The sequence below is a fragment of the Hymenobacter norwichensis DSM 15439 genome, assembly GCF_000420705.1.
GTDB lineage: Bacteria > Bacteroidota > Bacteroidia > Cytophagales > Hymenobacteraceae > Hymenobacter > Hymenobacter norwichensis.
In genome coordinates this window covers 59,510-78,240 of the sequence record NZ_ATVL01000013.1, presented here as the reverse complement: position 1 = coordinate 78,240, position 18,731 = coordinate 59,510, and the positions used below count along the sequence as shown (strand labels likewise).

19 protein-coding genes are annotated in these 18,731 nt (G+C 54.5%); 11 read left to right on the top strand and 8 right to left on the bottom strand.

What is annotated here, in order from left to right; all coding sequences use genetic code 11:
* Positions 1-52: 52 nt before the first annotated feature.
* On the top strand, positions 53-355 hold the full coding sequence (locus tag G536_RS0124475) for a transposase (RefSeq protein WP_026880557.1): 303 nt from the start codon (positions 53-55) through the stop codon (positions 353-355).
* The gene (locus G536_RS0124470; protein ID WP_071837818.1) at positions 352-1,230 is read left to right on the top strand and encodes an IS3 family transposase; all 879 of its coding nucleotides are present in this window, start codon (positions 352-354) and stop codon (positions 1,228-1,230) included. Before G536_RS0124475 ends, G536_RS0124470 begins: the two co-directional genes overlap by 4 nt.
* Here the strand turns inward: G536_RS0124470 and G536_RS0124465 are convergent, their stop codons facing one another.
* A complete protein-coding gene (locus G536_RS0124465; RefSeq protein ID WP_157530929.1) occupies positions 1,231-1,416 on the bottom strand; it encodes a hypothetical protein in 186 nt (61 codons plus the stop codon).
* Between the two features lie 919 nt (positions 1,417-2,335).
* Here G536_RS0124465 and G536_RS0124455 point away from each other — a divergent pair.
* The 3 genes from G536_RS0124455 (at position 2,336) to G536_RS0124445 (ending at position 4,975) form a co-directional block, all read left to right on the top strand.
* Entirely contained in the window at positions 2,336-3,625 is a 1,290-nt protein-coding gene (locus tag G536_RS0124455; RefSeq protein WP_022826244.1) for a hypothetical protein, read from the top strand.
* A 239-nt stretch (positions 3,626-3,864) separates the two neighbouring features.
* Positions 3,865-4,248 carry a hypothetical protein gene (locus tag G536_RS0124450; protein WP_169515160.1) on the top strand — a complete coding sequence of 128 codons (384 nt, stop codon included), beginning with the start codon at positions 3,865-3,867 and terminating at the stop codon, positions 4,246-4,248.
* Between the two features lie 307 nt (positions 4,249-4,555).
* Positions 4,556-4,975 (top strand): hypothetical protein, encoded by a 420-nt coding sequence (locus tag G536_RS0124445; protein ID WP_022826242.1) that lies wholly within the window; start codon positions 4,556-4,558, stop codon positions 4,973-4,975.
* 389 nt (positions 4,976-5,364) lie between these two features.
* On the opposite strand, the gene G536_RS0124440 is transcribed toward G536_RS0124445, so the two are convergent.
* The 3 genes from G536_RS0124440 to G536_RS0124430 all read right to left on the bottom strand — a co-directional run bounded on the left by G536_RS0124440 (position 5,365) and on the right by G536_RS0124430 (position 7,472).
* On the bottom strand, positions 5,365-6,174 hold the full coding sequence (locus G536_RS0124440) for a hypothetical protein (RefSeq protein WP_022826241.1): 810 nt from the start codon (positions 6,172-6,174) through the stop codon (positions 5,365-5,367).
* Positions 6,175-6,453: 279 nt separating this feature from the next.
* Positions 6,454-7,041, bottom strand: a complete 588-nt coding sequence (locus G536_RS0124435; protein WP_022826240.1) for a hypothetical protein — start codon at positions 7,039-7,041, stop codon at positions 6,454-6,456.
* Between the two features lie 62 nt (positions 7,042-7,103).
* Positions 7,104-7,472 (bottom strand): hypothetical protein, encoded by a 369-nt coding sequence (locus G536_RS0124430; RefSeq protein ID WP_022826239.1) that lies wholly within the window; start codon positions 7,470-7,472, stop codon positions 7,104-7,106.
* A 315-nt stretch (positions 7,473-7,787) separates the two neighbouring features.
* On the opposite strand from G536_RS0124430, the gene G536_RS0124425 reads away from it, so the two are divergent.
* Positions 7,788-8,513, top strand: a complete 726-nt coding sequence (locus G536_RS0124425) for a hypothetical protein (RefSeq protein ID WP_157530927.1) — start codon at positions 7,788-7,790, stop codon at positions 8,511-8,513.
* 99 nt (positions 8,514-8,612) lie between these two features.
* Here the strand turns inward: G536_RS0124425 and G536_RS0124420 are convergent, their stop codons facing one another.
* Together G536_RS0124420 and G536_RS0124415 are read right to left on the bottom strand one after the other, a co-directional pair.
* Positions 8,613-9,365, bottom strand: a complete 753-nt coding sequence (locus G536_RS0124420; RefSeq protein ID WP_084708861.1) for an ankyrin repeat domain-containing protein — start codon at positions 9,363-9,365, stop codon at positions 8,613-8,615.
* Between the two features lie 198 nt (positions 9,366-9,563).
* On the bottom strand, positions 9,564-10,148 hold the full coding sequence (locus G536_RS0124415) for an SMI1/KNR4 family protein (RefSeq protein WP_022826236.1): 585 nt from the start codon (positions 10,146-10,148) through the stop codon (positions 9,564-9,566).
* A 380-nt stretch (positions 10,149-10,528) separates the two neighbouring features.
* On the opposite strand from G536_RS0124415, the gene G536_RS32390 reads away from it, so the two are divergent.
* Positions 10,529-11,281 (top strand): outer membrane beta-barrel protein, encoded by a 753-nt coding sequence (locus G536_RS32390; protein ID WP_157530925.1) that lies wholly within the window; start codon positions 10,529-10,531, stop codon positions 11,279-11,281.
* Positions 11,282-11,454: 173 nt separating this feature from the next.
* On the opposite strand, the gene G536_RS29720 is transcribed toward G536_RS32390, so the two are convergent.
* Positions 11,455-13,041 carry a T9SS type A sorting domain-containing protein gene (locus tag G536_RS29720; RefSeq protein WP_022826234.1) on the bottom strand — a complete coding sequence of 529 codons (1,587 nt, stop codon included), beginning with the start codon at positions 13,039-13,041 and terminating at the stop codon, positions 11,455-11,457.
* A 502-nt stretch (positions 13,042-13,543) separates the two neighbouring features.
* Between G536_RS29720 and G536_RS0124400 the strand changes: the two genes are divergently transcribed.
* The 4 genes from G536_RS0124400 to G536_RS0124380 all read left to right on the top strand — a co-directional run bounded on the left by G536_RS0124400 (position 13,544) and on the right by G536_RS0124380 (position 17,113).
* Positions 13,544-13,996 carry an SUKH-3 domain-containing protein gene (locus G536_RS0124400; protein WP_169515159.1) on the top strand — a complete coding sequence of 151 codons (453 nt, stop codon included), beginning with the start codon at positions 13,544-13,546 and terminating at the stop codon, positions 13,994-13,996.
* 267 nt (positions 13,997-14,263) lie between these two features.
* Positions 14,264-14,830 (top strand): hypothetical protein, encoded by a 567-nt coding sequence (locus G536_RS0124395; RefSeq protein ID WP_022826232.1) that lies wholly within the window; start codon positions 14,264-14,266, stop codon positions 14,828-14,830.
* Positions 14,831-15,580: 750 nt separating this feature from the next.
* A complete protein-coding gene (locus tag G536_RS0124385; protein ID WP_022826230.1) occupies positions 15,581-16,213 on the top strand; it encodes a hypothetical protein in 633 nt (210 codons plus the stop codon).
* A gap of 285 nt (positions 16,214-16,498) precedes the next feature.
* Complete coding sequence (locus tag G536_RS0124380; protein WP_022826229.1) at positions 16,499-17,113, top strand: hypothetical protein; 615 nt, start codon at positions 16,499-16,501, stop codon at positions 17,111-17,113.
* A gap of 61 nt (positions 17,114-17,174) precedes the next feature.
* On the opposite strand, the gene G536_RS0124375 is transcribed toward G536_RS0124380, so the two are convergent.
* A complete protein-coding gene (locus G536_RS0124375; RefSeq protein WP_022826228.1) occupies positions 17,175-18,647 on the bottom strand; it encodes an FAD-binding oxidoreductase in 1,473 nt (490 codons plus the stop codon).
* Positions 18,648-18,731 lie beyond the last annotated feature (84 nt).

Genomic DNA, 18,731 nt, shown 5'->3' with positions numbered 1-18,731 from the left:
TTGAGGTGGTCTAACTATACCGCACAGAAACAGGACGTATATTTCCTGAGTCATGAGCGCAAAAAGCAGCAAGTCCACGCCGGATAGACGGCGCAAATACGATGACGCCTTCAAGGCGGAAGCCCTACGCCTAGCCTCGGAAAGCCGGAGCACGCAGGCCGCCGCCCAGCAATTGGGCATTAGCCCCAAGCTGCTTTACCGCTGGCAGCAGGCCCAACTCGTGGCCGAAGTGGGCAGCGTGGAAGTGGCCCGCGACCCGGAAGTGCGCCAGCTGCGCGCCCAGCTCAAGCGGGCCGAGCAAGAGCTGGACATTTTAAAAAAAGCCTTGGTCATCTTTGGCCAGCCGACCCGGTGAGTACTTACCAGTACATCGCCCAGCGCGCTACCCAGGTGCCCGTGCGCCAGCTCTGTCAGGTGCTGCACGTAGGGCCGAGCGCCTACTATGCGTGGCAAAGGCGACGGCGACCGATGCCCGAGCCAGGTTGGCAAGTGGCGGTGCGCAAGCAGTTTGCGTGGCACTCCGCTCGGTACGGTACCCGCCGCTTGCGGGCCGACCTGCACGCCCTGGGGCACCCAGTGGGCCGCTGGCGCATCCGGCGCACGCTGGCCGCGGCGGGCCTGCGGGCCCAGCAGCCCCGCTCGTTTGTACCGCGCACGACCACCTCCGACCCGAACAGGCGGGCGGCCCCGAATCGTTTATTGGGCCAGCCGGTTCCTACGGCACCCAACCAGGTGTGGGTCGGCGATATCACGTATTTGCCCAAACAGGGCGGTGGTTGGCTGTATCTAGCCACCTGGCTCGACCGCTACTCACGCAAAGTCGTGGGCTGGGACGTGCGCGAGTCCATGCCGGAAGATTTGGTCATTGAGGCGTTGCGTCGGGCCCTGGCCGTGCGCCAGCCAGCGCCCGGGCTCATCGTCCATTCCGACCAGGGCAGCCAGTACTCGGCAACCAACTTCAAGGCCTTAGTGACTCGCTACGGAGCCGTACAGAGCATGAGCCGCCGCGGCAACTGCTATGATAATGCGCATGCTGAATCGTTTTGGAGTCGCTTAAAAACCGAATTACTCGCTGGCGGCAGCTTCCGCAACTTAAGCGAAGCGCGCCTGGAAATCAGTCACTATATCGCCTATTACAACGCGGAACGGCGGCATTCCGCCCTCGGCTACCTCGCCCCCAACCACTTCGAAACCCATTTTCAAACTGCGTCCCACCTCTGTGCGGCGTAGCTAGACCACCTCAGTGAACTGCTGCTGCTCCCCCCGACGGTAGTCCACATCTAAATAGTAGAGGGTTGGCTGAGCACCCAACCCATTGGCCTGCTTGTACCCACGCACCACGGCTTCTACTGCTGGAAGTAGCTTGATGTAAAGGTCCGGACAAGCGGCCGCCTCTCCTTGCGTGGGGTGCTGCACTCTGGGTGCATGGTTACATCCTGTGGTGGCCCCCATGCTCATGAACAGGAGAACGACTAGCCGCCAGGTAGGGGTGCACAACATGTGATACGACAAGGAATGGGTGAAGTAAACGGATGACCCTGTCTAAAGTAAAAGAATCCCGCAAGAACCAACTGACACCTAGTGGCTAACTGGCTCGGTAGCGCGTGGCAAGTGTACGAAATCCGTTTACCATTCAACGTGTAGGAAACAGCCTATAAGGATAGGTCTGCTAGACACCAAAGTCAGTGTCTAGTTCCTGTGAAAGTACTACTTAGTAGCAGTCCGTTTAGGAAGGCCAAATCTACGACGATTCCGAGGTCAGTCCGAGAACTAATTTTATGTAAATCAACTTTTCCGAGGAAATACTAATTCTGGTTAGAAAGACTGACTCTGACTTTTATCTACTTCGTGGGTCAGTAGCAAAGCGATCGAAATATGCAACTAGCAAACCTTCTATGCATTCCCACTTTAAGCGATGCCTGGTCTGATAACGACCACATCCTGCTGCACGCCTGCTTCCACCTGCTACTGGACTGCGTAGAGAATGAGCAGTTGCTAACCTCTAGAGATTGGGCATTAGAAGAGGCGCAACAAGCTAAGCAGGAAATTGAAACGTTGGCCCACTGGTGGAAAGAACGGCTACGGCTAGAAAAGCAAGCGCAGCTAGACCCAATCTGGACCAAAGGGCAATTTGAACGGGATAATCAGATGCTAGTTCGGCTAATCCAAGTGCGCCAGTACCTGTGGACTTGAGGCGGATTAGGAGCTAAGCTTTTAAGTCCGTCCGATACGTAAACCTTATATCAAGCAACTATTTCAAGATGGCGCTAGGATTTCTAGACATGGCCTGCCCAAGAAAAATCTTTCTCCTCTCCGCCCTTGCCCCCAGTTGCCGATGACCACTACCAGCCGTCTAAAGCGAGAATTTCGTCGTTCTGTCAAACGGGGAACGGGGCGCGCGTACTTGCTCGCGGCGGCTCATCCCGGCATCAATTTCTCTGATTACCTCATTGAAGCGGCCGTGAAGAATTATGCCTATGATGGGCAAGCCGAGCCCAGCCGGGCCCATTATCTTTATCAGCTCTACGGTATCTCGTCTCAGCAGCCGCGGATTCAGCGGGCCGTGCTGCAGGCATTAGCCACCGAGCAAAACGATACGTGGACCCTGACCCAGTTGTTTGAGCTGACGCTGCTCTTCGCCCAACACGGCGATCCCCGCGCCCGCAGGGCCTTGTATCACCGCTTCTTGCGTAACCCCATCGCCGGTTCTGATTGGGTTGGCGCGTATGAAATCATGGCACTTGATGGCTTGGAGGGGCTAAAGCATATTGCCCGCCAGTATGGTCAAGCCTTGGCGAAGAAAGCGGATGACTGGCATGATGACGACCTCATTCGCTCCTTTCAGAGGAAGCACCCGGCCATAAACGCCTGGCAGGAGCTGCTCGTGCTCGCCGAGCAGGATCAGGACGTGCACCGCTATCTAGCCACTATTGAGGCCACGCGCGCGCACTATGCCACCCTGCCGCGGTCCCGAACGGAGCCACCTGACCTAGACGAAATCCTGCGCGCACCACGTCCGGGCTACATCGGCATGGCCTTGAAAAAACGCGGGTTGGATGCGCATGAACGACGACGCTTAGCGGAGCAACTTATGAGCGAGAAGCAGACAGCCGTGCAAGAGAAGCTGCTATACGTGTTCACCCTCTTTCCCTTCCCGCTGTCCTACGAGCCCATTCTGGCGCTAGCGCAGCGAAAACCTAGTAGTAGAAACCGGCTGACGGAGTTTGCTACAAGGGCTTTAAAACACCTCCGCGCGCCAACGATCCGGGAGTTCGCGTTGCAACGGTTGTTGGTCACTACCCGCCCAGACTTGTATACAGATATTCTGCTTAGCAACTACCAAGAGGGCGACGCCGTGCTGCTGACCACTCTGGTTTCCCGCTTCCATAATGAGCACACCCTGGAGACCCTAGCTTGCAGCTACACGCAACTCTATCAAGCCAACAAAACGCCCGAGTGCGCGGCTCCCTTACTGGCGTTGTACCACAAAATGACCTGTGGCATTCATCGTCACAGCGTAGTAGAATTACTACTGGAACACCAGGTGCTACCCGCGTGGCTAGAGGAGGAGCTACCGTTCGATAGCTATGCAGAAACGCGATTGCTATACCAAGCGCAGCTCTAATGCGCACATTAGCAACTCCAAACAGTTGTCCAATACGTCGAATTATGTTCAGTTCGCTAGGCTTTATGAACTACAAGGGAGTGTGTCGACTGAATCAAAAGTGGTGGATTGGCCTGTTGTGTTGGGCCCTGCAAGCCTGTAGCACGACGCCTGCCTGTGAAATAGCTCTTGGCACCACCTATACAGGCGACGGGCTGATCGTGCTACAACGCGGGCAGGGACAGGATGGGTACTTTCACATGAAGTTTTTTCCGGTATGCCAGTTGGACACGGCCAATGTGGCCGCGTCGTTGCGCAACGCGGGCATCGGCTTATCCTTCTACACCAATCGGTGGTACTGGCTTATCCGACCTACTACCTACGGCCACGTGCAAAGCCCCTTCAAGGAGAAGATGGTCACCCTGACGACCACGGACCCTCTCGTAAACAACGTCCATTGCTGGGATTGTGGCTTGAACGAGATTTTTATCATTCCGGTACACATCCGCTTATCGGATACTTTGCGCATTTATCCGCCTAACCAAGAAGTGTATAACGACACCTTACACACCCAGCAGGGCTCTATTGCGCTTCGTTTCAGAAGCACCAGTACGATTGTGTTACAGGAGCTATCACCTCGGTAAGTGGATTGAATCAGCGCAATCGTCGACAGGAAGGTGGTGCACGTAAAACGCTCGATTTACACGCACTTCGTGACACCCCTCTGGTGCCCCCGAAAATGCGGTTTTCGGGGCCTTTTTTCAGGACCTTTTTTAGACAGCCTTTTTGCTGCCGTTCGCGCCCGACCACCCACCTCTTACAGTTGGCAGCCCGTCTAAGGCCGAGGCATTCTTTTGAGAACGGTCCTCTTTGGCCGAGATAACGTAGGTGGACACAGCGCCAACAGGTATATTTGATAATCCACACCTCCTTTACTTAATTATATTGTATATGAAACAGAAGTACGCGTTTCTATCGTGGGGCTTACTCCTGCTCATGGGCTGTGAGAAATCGGAACCTCAACCGGCCTTACTCGGGCAATGGGAATGGGTGCAGTCGCAAGCCACCGGCTACACGTCGGCGGGGGCGGTTGTGCATACGCCGCCGTTGGAGACGCCTCTCACGTCTGGCCCACAGCAGTTGGTGATCTCAGCCGATAGCCTGAACGTGCATACCCGCTATGGGATTATCTTCCAGGGCTACCGCCGCGACCAGCAGGTGCTCACGATTACGCCGGAGAGAGGGAGCGGGTACACCATGCACATTCAGGAACTAACTGCCAACCGCTTAGTGATGAAGAGTGAACTGCATAATCTAGCTGATCCTAGCGGCGAAGTCACCAGAATAGCCATATCGGAATTTGCGCGGTAGCGCTCCTGGGAGCCCTCTTGGTAGGGCCTACAGGTATGAGCGGTCCCTGGCGGGGTATCCTGCACGAAACACGTCCCAGGAACGCCCCGGAAACCCTGCGTTTTCGGGGCGTTTTGATGAGCAAGTTGAGCTCTGCACTAAATGGTCGTTTACTGGATGCCTATCGGCCCCACGCAAACGCCCCGGAAACCCTGCGTTTCTGGGGCGTTTTTGTGAAGCGTTTATTGGAGAGCACCACGTCCGAAAAAGGGTGGTAAAAATCGCCCCAGAAAACCGCATTTTCGGGGGCACCAGAGGGGTGTCACGAAGTGCGTGTAAATCGAGCCTTTGTTGGACGCAGGAAACAGCACAGCTGTTTCCCCTAGTACCCTTTTGGTCCCAATCCCTGCTTATTTATCAACGGTATCAGCTTGTACCCTCGAGCAGGTACCACCCCGCCATACGTTCACCTGCTGCTCCAGGGAAATACTGCGGCCCGCTCGCAGCAAAACAATCGGTCGGGTGCCTGTTCGCAAGGTACTCCGGCTTCGAAACGGCACCCGGTCCTGTACTTGCATAGGGCCATAATACACCTGACATACATGTAGCTCATAGCGGTGCGCTCGCACCCGACGCACAACCCCGTAGGCGAGAATATCACCGGGCTGAACTGGCACTCGATGGTGCGTGGAGATCAGCGCTCCTGAACGCGTATCGAAGATCAGGTCCAGTTGCGGGAAGGTATGAAGCGTGAGCGTGTGTGCCACCGCGTCAAACGAATAGCTGCTAAACCAGCGAAAATGGCTTGCGGACTCGCGCAGATGGTATTGGGCGCCGGCTAAGCGTGCTAACGTATAGTGGCGCAGGGCCTGCCCGCGCTGGTAGAAGCTCAGGACTACTAACGAGTCATAGGCTACGTCCGCACTGTAATCATCGACAACCACGATGTGTTCTCCGTCAGTGGAGATGAGCGCCGTTTTTGTGTCGAGTTCGTTGGCGTCTTCCAGCGTATACAGCGGTGCGTTGGCAGTGCCCTGAAACAGCCCCCAAGTGGTGGTGCGCCCCGTTCCCACGGTATCGGGACGGGTCGCTAGTCTGCGCAACGTGTACTGTCCGTTCTCACTGACAAAGGCGGTTCTGATACGCGGCTCATCCGCGTACCCGACGTGCGCCACTAGTAGGAGCCCCAAGAGGAGCAAGCGAAAGAGGGTACTTTTCATCGGGAATATAATCAGCAGGTAACCAGCTACTGTGGCGAATAGCTTCGCAAGACGGTGAACGTAACGTTTAGTGGCTGTTGCAGAACTTCCAACAGTAGCTGGAATGGCTAGCAACGACAAACAAAGCGGGCTAAAAATCCTGTTTAGAGCTACTACTCTCGGTGCATCAGGGCTCAACTAGACCTTTATAACAGTACAGCTAAGGTTCTGCAACAGCCACAAGCGTTTTTTGGACGTCAAGACTTAGCGATATCTACTGCCTACTTCAATTTCACTACCTCATTCTTCTGCGGAAGGATTCTGCAACTCAGCTACTATCCTAGCATAGAAGGCGGGGTCTTCCTCATCCAACCACCCATACGCGTTCATGATTTGGTGCTTCCTAGCCGCATTGATTGTGAATTCAAAAAGGCGGGGAATCCAACAATAAAGCACTGGAGGGAAAGCCGCTACGGACTGCTCCTGCAGGGCAAACCACGTGTCTAGCGGGGGCACATCACTTTCATCCAGAAAACAATTACTCTCGATGATGGCGATCCCCTCATCAGTAGTCAGCATGGTCGTAAAGCACAGGATCCGGCCCTGCTGGAGGAGCGCATCTGTGCGTGATGGCGTGTCCTCCAGCAAAGAATCACGCACCGCCAGAACCGCGTGCAAGGCTGCTTTATAGGTACTCACCTCAAAACAGGAGCGGTTCCAGCGTGCAAAGTCGGTATCAGTGGCATAGAACGGGGTGCCGTCGATTAACGGATTCGTCTGCCGCAGGACACTCCCATAATGAATCCCTGCATAATCGAAGCCCTGCGTTAGTTGCTCCACCCACTTGATCGTCTGTACTAGTCGACGCGTAAAGGTGGAAAGATGCATAAGGTCAATCTTTAGAAAGAGGCGCTACTTAACGTAACGTTTACTTCTCGGACATACGTACCCTAGCGGATTTTTCGCGGACGCACCCACAATTGGGTAACAGAATCGCCCCGAATCAGATAGTAGTTTTCAGTTCCACCAGCCGGAGGAATAGACAGCGCTTCCAAGCCCATCGAATCGTTGCGTAGAACACAGATAGAACGGCTGAAAGAAGGTTGCTGTACAAAGAGTGAATCGACATTAGGCTGCTCGTGCAGTTCTCTTTGAAAGGAGACGGCATTGACAAAAGTGTCTTCATACTCGATCATGTGGCTTCCTTTTCTTTCTAGAGAGCGATCTAACTCGGTCAACCCTCTACTAAGTGCGATGCCGACCACGATCCCAAAAAGCGCGGAGCCTAGGCCGATCCCTACTTTACTAGAAAGCACCATACAGCCTATATCGTGGAGTTAAGAGAAGGAAAAACACTGTCTTATCAAGAGTCTTATTATAGCGTGTTGCAAAGCCTCCTGGAAACTAGAGAAAATAAACGAAATGTAGATACTTATCAGGGACTGAAAACTTTACGTTATGGGAATAGGTCATTAACGTAATGTTAGTGGCTGTTACAGAACATGATGAGAGACTTGGTGGGGGTACGGTGACTTTTGCAACAGCCACTCTAATTATAGCCGACACCTCGGAATAAGTGTATCTTTTTGCTGTCACAGCGATACGTAGTTTTTTGCACTCTATAGCTAGTCCCTATGCGTTGTCGTTGGCTTCGGTTTCTGTTCTGGATTGTAAGCGGTTGGCTCTATCCAGTGCTCGGGCAAGCACAGGCAAGTAACCACGAGAAACCTGGGAAGGCAACGGTGGGGGCAGCAGAAGCATCGTGGCCCAGTTTTCAATCGGATGACCATTTACAGCCCTCCATAGGCTACTTAGTTGGCCCGGCTTACGCGGCGGGCTATTACCCCAAACTACGAGAGGTGTTGTACGTGGGCCTGAGTGACTCCCCTACCGCTCGGGTGGTAGTGCAGCCCTCTTTTGCCCCCGAATACGTCGTTTCTCTGGACCAGCAAGCAGCAGCCTACTATTTAACCTACCAAGTTTGCCAAACCAGCCTGTGGAATACGCTGGCTCACAAAGGCACCTCGGTGGCCATCACCACGAAAAAGGTAGCAGTCAGCCCCGCCTTGGCGACGGCCATTGCCCAGGTATTTAACGTAGCTATTGCGCAAACGAAGTACCCAGGGCCCATTCGGCGGTTGGTTTTCGATGGCACTAGGTTCACCTTTAGTACTTTCCAGCCGGGCCTTGGGCTGCAAGGGGGAGATACATACTCTCCGCCCGTTGGAACGCACATGGGGGCGCTGGTCGCCTTGGTAGAGCAGTTGAGACAGCTGGTTGTGATGCCCAACGACCAAGCCGTAGTCACTGACTTAGTACAAGGGGCAGAACGGCTAACAACGGAATTAAAGAAGCGCTAGAGCCTCGTAACGTTTAAAGAACGGTGAATTGCAGGGTGTAAAAAGGCTTTTCCTTTAGTTAAATCACACTTTTCTTGCACGTTCATCCGTCTATCGGGGCTAAGGGGTGACAGGTGGTGTAGGGGGCCGCCACTGAGCCGGCAACTGAACCCGTTGCCCGCTACCATTGGGCAGCGTTGAGTCCGCCCCAAACTGCAACAACAGCCTCAGCACGCGTTGCTGGGCCGCCGGCAGCCGGGCGGCGTAGAACAAGACGGGGGTCGAATTCATGAAAGCACTGCTCCGCCCGTTCGGGTCGGCGCCGTACCGGAGCAGGGTTTCCACCAGGTCGTCCCGGCCCAGCTGCACCGCGGCAATCAGTGGGGTCTCGTGTTGGGGGCGTTCGTTGGGGTCGGCGCCGCACCGTAGCAGCAAGTCTAGGTGGGCCTTACTGCCGGCCGCAATAGAGGGCAACACGCTAGTATGACGCAACACGGCCCACGGCAACGTGAGTAAGCCAGCTGTCGCGGCGAGCAACGCCCACCGGCCGGTGGGGGGCAGGGGCGCGGCGAGCAGCATTAGGACGCTGGTCAAGCCCACAAACCACCCGGCGAAAAGCGTCGGAGATGCGGCGAAGTAGCACAAGGCGATGCTGGCCGCCCCGGCCCCCAACAAGTAGAGCAGCCACGCGGAGGCCGCCGGTTTACTCCAAGTCAATCGAGGGGCTTGGGCCACTAGCGTGCAGAATCCAGCGGCCCACAACAGAAAAGCGCTCAGCCCGTACAGCGGTCCGACGTAGGCCGTCACTGAGCCCAACGCAACCGAGAGGAGCGTGAGGGTCCAAAGAAGAGTTAGTAGGCGTTTTCGAGTCATGACGAAAAGGTAGTAGCGAAAGCCTCCTTTCTCAATAAACGCCAGGAATCGACCTAGCACTTAGCGGCGAGACGAGTTCACGAAATACCCTAATTGGAGCCTTGTATATGAAAAGTACCACGCTGGACGCAGCAGCCAACCCGAGGTTTGTCCGAGAAGTAAATGTTATGATAAATAGAAGGTGCTATACACCTATACTTACCCTTGTTCTGAGTGTTGGCTCTGGCGTATAATCTGCGCAAAGAGGGTAACCAGATTAGGGGCTAGGATAGTCTGTTCCTCTACGCACTCGTGATCCCATACTACAATCTCGTATTCGCCCGCACTTGCTTTCTGGGTGTTAAAGCACGTGAGACCCCAGTCGGAATAGGTTGCAAAGGGCACCAAGCCGCGGTCGTAAATATATTTTTGCTGATACCCATCAAAGGCTTCCTGCAACAGTTTTTGGCTCCACTGCCCGGGGATTAACGGGCACAACATTTCTACCTCCGACAGCAGGCCGAGCTCATAGAAGTTCTTGTATTGCAGATAGTGGCGATAGGAAGGTGGAAAAGTGACTTGTAGCGCTTGCTCGGTTGCATCGATTTCTGCGTTCGTGATCAAGCTCTTAATGGCCCTCCAGGGAACTTGGGTTCCTTTGATGACCCGCGAGTCATCCAGAAAACGCGCATCGGTCAGCTGCTCTTGCTCGGTATAAAAGAAATCGTATGCCGGTATCTGTAATTCTTGCAAGGACAGATCGACAAACTGGGCGATCAGGGCTTGGTCACTAGCACGTAGCATACGGTTCTAAAAGGAAATGGAGAAAAGCCAGATGAGTACCGATTGCTAACTTAGCTGCTTTCTCGCGAAAGGCGTTCGTGTAGACAGCACGCGAAAGGCAAGTGTTTGCCGTCCGACTCAATAAGAAGAGGATATGAGCGGGAAGCCCTCCCCAAAACGCTCGGCAATTAGTCCCCCTTCCCCTATACAACCAGTCAAATCAGCGCTAGGCGTTCCGTAGTTGTCTTCTTTTGCGAATACCCCTCATTAACGCCCGTGAAAACGCGGCTTTTCGGGAGCATTTCTGAGCAGTAATTTGAATACCCAAGGTTTCGGTAGTTTAGTGAACGTCATGCGACTTCTCCTTGTGGCTACTGCTTATCGTCTGACGATCGCCTCTTATGAACTACTATTTTCTATGCCCGTTGCTGCTCGTCGGCTTCCCCGGCTTCGCACAAAGCGCATTGCCGGCTGTTACTGCCCCCACTTCGCCGCACTCTTCAATGGCTACGCAAGCTCCGATCGAACGGAAAGCCACCCGTATCCCGCTTACTACGCTCGGTATCCGAGTCGGCGGGGCGCTGACCCAGAAAGCAGGCGACAAAGTATGGCGGCATCCAAGAACCACCTTCTTACCAGGAGGTGTACTCGGTTTGTACCGCACGATCCCTTTTAGTTGGAGCCGTCCGACGACACATCCTACCGCGGTTACCTTTTACTTTCAACACGAACTGTTGTTGAGTATGCAAGGCTACCGGTTACGAAATGCCCCCACGCAGTATGACGCCAAGCTGCGCATGTATTACGCTTGTCTGCCGCTGCTCATCACGGCCTTCTATCACAATGCTTTCCTCACGGCGGGTTTACAAGGAGGCTACATGTTGCGCGTGCGGGAACGCTTCGACCATGCTCCTTCGCCCATTAGCGGAGCAACGGTGGGCTACAGTGCTACGATGGAGGGCTATCAACGGGCCGAGGCGGCCTATGTGGCCGGGATAGGCTACCGGGCACCAGCAGGGCTGGGCGTGGAAGTCCGGTACGTGCGGGGGCTAACGAGCCTCTACACCAAAGGTACCACACAGCTGTATGGCAGCGCTAAAGGACAACAGAATGAGAGTGTGCAACTACAAGTGAGTTATCCGTTGATTAAGTAACGGTCGTTTACAAACGACTCTATCGGTTTAGCCAAGCAATACCCTCAAAAACGTGTTTCTTTGAGGGTATTTCTTTTTAGCCAGATAGGAAGACTTGCGTGTCCAGTAATTGCTCGAATTTTGGACACTTCACCTTGGCTGCGATAGACTTCGAACGAAGGGCATGGCAGGTCTTACTCTTTAACAAGTTTAGTGGTGCGCCCGCTTATTGGCTCACGTAGCAGATAGAGACCCGCTGGTAAAGCCTGCACGTCCAGCGGCTGCGAAGAAACGCGGCCGCTCCGCACGACTTGGCCGAGTTGATTGAGCAATTGGTACGAGCTACCAGCAGGCCCCCGCAAGGTGAAGAACGAGGTAGTGGGGTTGGGGGAGGCAGTCAGTGCAGTCCGCGAGGCCGGCCCTGTGGTAGCCAAGGGAGCGGCCCCAAGCTTAACCACCCAAAAGTCTTTGTTGCCTTGACTAGGTTGGGATTTGTCGCCGCTCAGGCCGGAATCGGAACGGCCGCCCAAGATGTAGCCTTCATCCTGCGTCTGTTGCAAAGAGAAGAGATAGTCGGAATTACTGCCGCCAACCGTTTTGTCCCACTGCTTCGAGCCAGCAGCATTCACTTTGACGAGCCAGTAATCTTCGAGCCCTTGACTGGGTTGTGTTTTATCCCCACTCTGGCCGGAGTAGGAAGGGCCACCAAGAATGAAACCGCCATCGGTGGTTGGCTGCAACGAGAGAAGGATATCGTCGTTACTGCCACCAAAGGAACGATCCCAAAGCTTGGTGCCATTCACTGCCACCTTCACGAGCCAGTAGTCTAGACTACCTTGACTAAGTTGTGTTTTATCCCCGTCGCTACCGGACTGAGAACATCCTCCTAGCAGGTAGCCCCCGTCCGGGGTTTGCTGCACGGAGAAAAGAAATTCATAATCACTGCCGCCAAAAGTTTTATCCCACTGCTTACTCCCGCTCGCATCCACTTTGACCAGCCAATAATCCCCATAGCCGCGGCGCGCTTCGGTTTTATCGCCACTCGTGTCCGAGTAAGAAATGCCGCCCAAAACATAGCCGCCATCGCTAGTCTGCTGCACACTCGTCAGCTGGTCGCTATCTGCGCCCCCAAGCGTTTTATCCCATTGTTTCGTGCCGTTAGCATCCACTTTGACCAGCCAATAGTCCGAGAAGAAGCCTCCAGAGTCTTGCGTTTTCTCGCCGCTAATTTGGGAATGAGACTCCCCCCCGAGGATATATCCCCCATCACGGGTTTGCTGTAAGGACCGGAGTTGGTCAACGCCATTGCCGCCAAGGGCCTTGTCCCACTGCTTATTCCCCGTCGCATCAAGCTTAACGATCCAGTAGTCACTACCGCCCCGACTTGCTTCTGTTCGGTCGCCACTCAAGGGGGAGGTTGACCAGCCGCCGAGGATGTAGCCCCCATCGCTGGTTTGCTGCAAAGATTGGAGATGATCTTCGCTAGTGCCGCCAAAGGTCTTGTCCCACTGCTTATTCCCGTTGGCATCAATCTTCACAACCCAGTAGTCACTACTACCTCGGCTCATTTCTGTTTTGTCGCCGCTTAGATCGGATTCAGATTCCCCCCCAAGAATATACCCCCCATCGCTGGTCTGCTGTAGGAAGCGCAAGTCATCATACCCGCTACCGCCAAAAGTTTTGTCCCACTGTTTAGTAGGCACTTGGGCAGTGGCTGGTTGGGCAAGGAATTGGACTAAAAGGCCGCTGGCAATTAGTAAAGAGGATAAAAGTTTTACCATAAAGAAAGAGATGACGCCTAACTAGGCTAAGTGGTCTTAGGTGAAAAGGCTTACGATCAATTATTGCTTATCAAATATCATTGCAATATAGCTGTAATCGCTACATTCAAAAAGGACAGCTAATGACCCTATGCTATATTGAGATAGGATAGGCTGTGTCCTACATAACCTTCAATTGTTTGCTGCGTCTTAGAGCTTATGAAACGTGGCGCTGTAGATTAGTAAATACAGCTGCATTATTGATAGTAAACGTTCCCATAATATTTTATTCTCACCTTAGAATAAGTCGATTGACATAAGATTAGTTATAAGCGGAGCCTTAGAAAAGTGGTAGTTTTCAAGCAGTTATTTTTGGTCTCCCTAATGGTATTATAATCACGGTACATCCTACAAGGCGACCCGCTCAAAGCACAGTTTCTGAGACGTATCATGCAGCCACTTACTTTGTCGTTCAATGGCTAGATAGGGCCGCTTTATGCTTAGTGCTATACAACATAGACTTATGACGTGGAGTGAGCAGACAAGAGAGATGCTTGTGCAGGCTGGATGGATGCCAGGAAGACGGGTACCGGTAGACCATATTCTTCAGATTATTCAGGACGAGAACGACTATCGGTCTACCGAAACATTCGTACAGTTTATCAGCGAGTTCCAGGGTATAGAGGTAAAATTCATTAATGCTGGTGGTTATAAAGACAATGTTCTGATTGATTTCATCGCTGCCAACAAGGTTGAATTCGCCGAGACAGTATATGCCTATGCGAAAAGAATTGGCAAAGAATTATTGCCGCTTGGCAAAACGAACAATAACCTCTTGTTATTAATGATGGCACCAGATGGGAGTGTATATGCGGCGTTCGAAAGCTATCTGGCATTTGTAGCGACGACCGGTGCTGCATTGTTTGAAGTATTGCTCCTGGATGACAGAGAAAAACGCATCAGAACTATACCGTAGAAGTCGAGCTGAACAGCAGCGTATCCTCTATCTATTCCTACCTGCTATCGTTCGATCCATTCAAGCAAATTTTCAAAGAGCACCTTGGAGCCCGTAACGTTTAGGAAACGGTCAATTACAGTCTGTAAAACGGCTTACATTGTATTTCAATCCCCGTTAAAGGAATCCCTTCCGAAGCAACGCAATCTGATTTTTTTGTGCGTTTCTTTACCACAAGAGGCCATGTGGAAGAAAGATCACTTCGCTAGCGGTCCTCTCCCCCGTTCTATGACGTTGTTCGAACAAGCCACTCAGGCGGATGTCAACCAAGACCTGCGCGCAACAGTCCAGCTGTATGAGCAATGCGCGCAGACCGACACGCTTGCCATCCGCGAGGCGGCCCTGCTCAACCTGCTCCTGATTTACTGGGACTGCACGTTTGATTATGGCGTCTATTGCGGCCTCCTCGCGGATGGGTTCACGGAACTCGAGCTGGCGCATATGTATCAGCGCAAGAACGAAATCCAGCAGGTGCTCGCCGCCGCGCCGTTCCCCTCGTACGAGGCGCGTTTCTGGGGGAGCTACATCCGCGAGGAAGAAAGCTACGGGAAGGAGTCGGCTCAAGCCATCGTCGCACAATTGCAGCACGAATGCCCAGAAGAGCCCTTGGCGGCCTACTATGTGGTTGACCGTGCCGCTCCCCGGGTGGCCGACCCCAGCTCTGCCGGCGCCCCCCCCTGGGCGCTGGCTCAGTTGGAGCAGCTGCAAGCGGGACTGGCCCGCGCCCCGCAAACCTACAAGACCCGCCTCATTCTAAACCACATTGCGTCTATGCTGCAGTTTCATCGGTTGTAGAGTCCCGGACCAGTCCCCGCACAGGACGCCCAACAGCTATTGTCTCCGTTCCGTGAACGGCAAGATGTGGTCCTGCACTTGGTTACCAGCTAGCCTTAGTAGCGCGGGTTTCGTAAACTCATTTCGCCAACGTAGCCCGCAGGTACTAAATCGCGTAGGGAGGCAAAGCCGTAGTAATTTCGAGGAATGAGGGATCAGTTAGTTTCTATTTCGTAGACAGTAAATACAGCTAAAGAAGAATCGACCTGCCCTTGCCTAGTGAGTTGCCACACACTCGTGGGCCTGTGCTGCGCGTTATACCGAATCAAGAGCAGGGGGCTTCTCAGCAGGCCCTGTGGAGGCAGTCGATCGAGTTGCACTACGCTGTCCCTGCGGTGATAGCGCCCGTGCGTCACGGCATCATCACCGAGCAGCAAGGCACGGGTAAAAGCAAACGTGTAGTCCGCGCGCAGTTGCAGCCAGCTCCCATTGACGCCGGAGTCAACGGAGGCAAATAGCAGGACTGGGCTCTCCGGCTTATGCATCGCGGTATCATAGGCTGTCTGCCCCCACCAGACAAGCAAGCAGGCGACAGCAAGCAACAGCCACAATAGGAGAACCTTGCGCATGGCGCCACGAGAGAAGAGGTATACACCTCTAAGGTAGTCTGCGAAGTCCTTTTCACCTTTGTTTACAGCGAAACGCAGCAGACTCCTCGGACAGCTAGGCTGGTTAGGATGACCTGTAGCCTTTCACTTCTCTTTTATCACGATGCGCCTTCTTATCCTGTTCGCTGGCCTGCTGTTGAGTATAGTTGTTCCGGCTGTCGAGCCGCCGTTTCGCTTGACGCGCGTCACGCAGCAGACCTTCCTGCAACAGGCCCAACAAGCGCCTGTTGCTCCACTACGGCTGCGCAACAGGCTGACCAAACAGCACGGCGTGTTGCGGATTCCGCTCCGTAACGGGCGGTACAAAGTGCTGGCCGATAAGCATCCGAACACCGATGACGTCGAGCAGGTGCGCTACACCTATCGGGGCTACTTGCTGGATTTCAAACAGCATCTGATCTCGGTGGAGTATTACGAAACCGGCGAGTGGCTCTTGGTATCGGAGGAAGGCAACACACTCGTCTTGTGGAGCGAGCCCCTCAGCTCGCCGGATCGCACGAAGCTGGTCACCTACGCCGGCAATCTGGACTATGAGATGATGCCCACGGGTCTGCAGCTGTTTCAACTCGTGCAGGGCCAACTGGTCCGGCAGTGGGAGCACAAGGAAATGAACTGGAACCCCCAGCGCCTTTTTTGGCGGACGAATCAACAGCTGTATCTACAAGCTGAAATGCCCGCGGAGCTGGTTCCTTCGGGAAAAGCCCAGACCCTGTACCAGCGGATTAGTCTGCCTTAAAGGACAGGTAGCCTATACCCTGTTTTCCTTTATCGTATGCTGTACTCCCTGATTTCTTATTCTTGTAATAAGTGATTTATCTACCAGTAAACAGGGGTACTTTTTTTAAGTAGTTGTGTGTTGAACGCCCTCTCCAGGTTGTTTTCTCCCAGAGCTCTACCTTTCTTCGCTTGGTGGTTGCTCGTGGTTCTGTCCGCCTGCACCAGCCCCCCCGATACCGCTTATTCTGCTGGGACAGTGCCGCCGCAACCGCAGCGGTCGCCATCCGCCCATGACGACTCGCTCATGCCGGCCCACTTCGTTCCCCGCACTCGACAAGACACCGCCTACGTCGACATTCCAGCGGACACGATTACGCCCCGCCGCACCTTTCTGCGGTATCGGGTCACTCAAGATTCCTGCTGCTCGGATAATGTCTATCTGCAATGGGGCACTGCCACCTGGCAGCGGACCTATCTGGCGCGGAGTGTCCGCACCTACCGCAGCTACTTTACGCCCATGCTGGTGCAGGAAACCCCGGACTACTTGGTGCTATGGCAGGGGTGTGCCACGGACTGTTTTGCCTTGCTGTTCTTACCCCTCAACCAGACGGAACCGCCGCAGACCATAGACGATGTAGTCGGGTATAATCTGCAGAATTACACCGTCGTACATGGCCTGTTAGGTCCAGAGCAAGAGAATGAAAAAGAATTTGTGCAGGCCTACAACGTCAAAACGAAACAGAAAAAACGCATTGTCTTTCACCACGCCGCCAATCGGGTTGCCCATAGCAAGGCGATCGATTCTTGTTGGATTGATTCTCATCGCATCTACTTGAGGGCAACCTTAGCAGCAGGCGCTTCTCAGCAACAGGAGGTAGTGGAACACCTCACCTTGCCGAACGATATTCGACCACGGTGAATAGGTCGTACCGGCATCCCTAACGTTTAGGAAGTGTTGACTTGCAGAATATTATAAGTTATTATCTCTTAGCCGCTGCATTGCCTAGTGCCCGGTACTGCTGATAGAACTGATTTTGAAACAGCTCTTGCGGGTCGTAGGCTCGCTTGTAACGAATAAACGCGGAAAATTGCGGGTACACCCGCTGCAGTTGGTTGGGTGTGGCATGCAGTCGGTAAGGCAGATAATACGTGCCGCCCAACTGGGCGGTCTCGGCGATGAGCTCCTGCGTGAGCGCACGCATGTCCGCCTCGGCGGCCGGCGTGAGGGCCTGATTGAAAAAAAGCACGAAGCCAAACACCTCTTCGCGGGCATAGGGAAGAAACGTATCGTGGTCGGCATACACGTTACGCAAGGTCACGTTGAGCAGGTCGGCTCGGTGGCTGGGAATTCGGCGCTGCAACACCCGGCGAAAGGCGTTGTAGTGACGGGCCGGAATGAAATACTCGTGGAGGATATCGGTCTGCCCTCCGGTGCGATTGAGGTAAAAAGTTGGGTTTTCGTTCATGATCTGGTTGCGGCTGAACGTCTGTCCGACTGCGTAGCGGGTAACGGCCTGCTCCAGATCCCAGCGCAGTTGCTTGCCGTAGCTACTGCGCTTGGAGCCCACAAAGACGGCTCGCTTCAGGCCCGTCAATCCCGGTTCCGACAGCTCATCACCGGGCGGGGCCGTCCGCTCCGTCACGAAATAATTCAGGGTGGCTTGCTGTAGAAAATGCTCTTGGGTCACGTTGAGGCGACCGTACGCCAACTGTACCCGGGGGTTGGCATCGACGCATCGCCGGTAGGTAGTTAGATAATCCGCTGCCGGGCTGGCCACGCGCTGATACGTATAGCGCTCATTGGGCACGGTGCGCAGTTGCGCGTCAAGGATGATGCCGAATAGTCCGTACCCCCCGAGCACCAACTGGAACAGGTCCGGGTGGTGCTGGCGGCTGCAGGTCAGCAGCCGGCCGTCGGCCAGCAGCACCCGCAGGGATTCAACGGTGGCGGCAATGGGCGGCTGGTTGGGCTGCCAGCCGTGGCAGTTCACGCTCAACGAGCCGCCGACGCTGAAGGCATTGTCCGACTGCATGGTCGCTACCGCCCGGCCGTAGCGGTTCAGGTAGGGAATCACCTCGGCCCAGCACGCCCCGCTGCCCACGGTCAGCCGATTCGATACAGTGTCCAACTGCATGTAGCGAAAGGGCCGCATATCCAGCCGGATTCCGCCCGCCGCCACCGTGTGGCCACCCATACTATGCTGGGCGCCGGCAATGGCCACGGGCAAGTGCCGCGCCCGGGCTGTGGCCAATAACTCGCGTAACTGCCGGAGCGCCGCCGCCGAATCCGCCGCCACCGCGACGGTTTGCATGGCGGTGGGGTTCAGGCTGCTGATATCATTGACCAGGCCGGGCGCCGGAACCCCGGACCGCGGCACATCGTGCGTATGCGCCTGCCAGAGATGTTGTGCGGGCCGCACACCCACGCCCAGCGCAAGGCTGATACTCGTCAATACACTAAGCAGAAGAGGTTTTTTCCAGCGCGTCGCCATTGGTTTAAAGCAGAAGTAGTACGCGGGCAAAGGTCGGCTTGGCAC

Coding starts and splice junctions, on each gene's coding strand:
- G536_RS0124435 (WP_022826240.1), bottom strand. CDS start 7,041: ATGCATCTTTCCACCTTTACGCGTCGACTAGTACAGACGATCAAGTGG.
- G536_RS0124385 (WP_022826230.1), top strand. CDS start 15,581: ATGCGCCTTCTTATCCTGTTCGCTGGCCTGCTGTTGAGTATAGTTGTT.
- G536_RS0124415 (WP_022826236.1), bottom strand. CDS start 10,148: ATGCTACGTGCTAGTGACCAAGCCCTGATCGCCCAGTTTGTCGATCTG.
- G536_RS32390 (WP_157530925.1), top strand. CDS start 10,529: ATGAACTACTATTTTCTATGCCCGTTGCTGCTCGTCGGCTTCCCCGGC.
- G536_RS0124425 (WP_157530927.1), top strand. CDS start 7,788: ATGCGTTGTCGTTGGCTTCGGTTTCTGTTCTGGATTGTAAGCGGTTGG.
- G536_RS0124400 (WP_169515159.1), top strand. CDS start 13,544: ATGACGTGGAGTGAGCAGACAAGAGAGATGCTTGTGCAGGCTGGATGG.
- G536_RS0124455 (WP_022826244.1), top strand. CDS start 2,336: ATGACCACTACCAGCCGTCTAAAGCGAGAATTTCGTCGTTCTGTCAAA.
- G536_RS0124450 (WP_169515160.1), top strand. CDS start 3,865: ATGAAGTTTTTTCCGGTATGCCAGTTGGACACGGCCAATGTGGCCGCG.
- G536_RS0124440 (WP_022826241.1), bottom strand. CDS start 6,174: ATGAAAAGTACCCTCTTTCGCTTGCTCCTCTTGGGGCTCCTACTAGTG.
- G536_RS0124475 (WP_026880557.1), top strand. CDS start 53: ATGAGCGCAAAAAGCAGCAAGTCCACGCCGGATAGACGGCGCAAATAC.
- G536_RS0124395 (WP_022826232.1), top strand. CDS start 14,264: ATGACGTTGTTCGAACAAGCCACTCAGGCGGATGTCAACCAAGACCTG.
- G536_RS0124420 (WP_084708861.1), bottom strand. CDS start 9,365: ATGACTCGAAAACGCCTACTAACTCTTCTTTGGACCCTCACGCTCCTC.
- G536_RS0124445 (WP_022826242.1), top strand. CDS start 4,556: ATGAAACAGAAGTACGCGTTTCTATCGTGGGGCTTACTCCTGCTCATG.
- G536_RS0124380 (WP_022826229.1), top strand. CDS start 16,499: ATGCCGGCCCACTTCGTTCCCCGCACTCGACAAGACACCGCCTACGTC.
- G536_RS0124430 (WP_022826239.1), bottom strand. CDS start 7,472: ATGGTGCTTTCTAGTAAAGTAGGGATCGGCCTAGGCTCCGCGCTTTTT.
- G536_RS29720 (WP_022826234.1), bottom strand. CDS start 13,041: ATGGTAAAACTTTTATCCTCTTTACTAATTGCCAGCGGCCTTTTAGTC.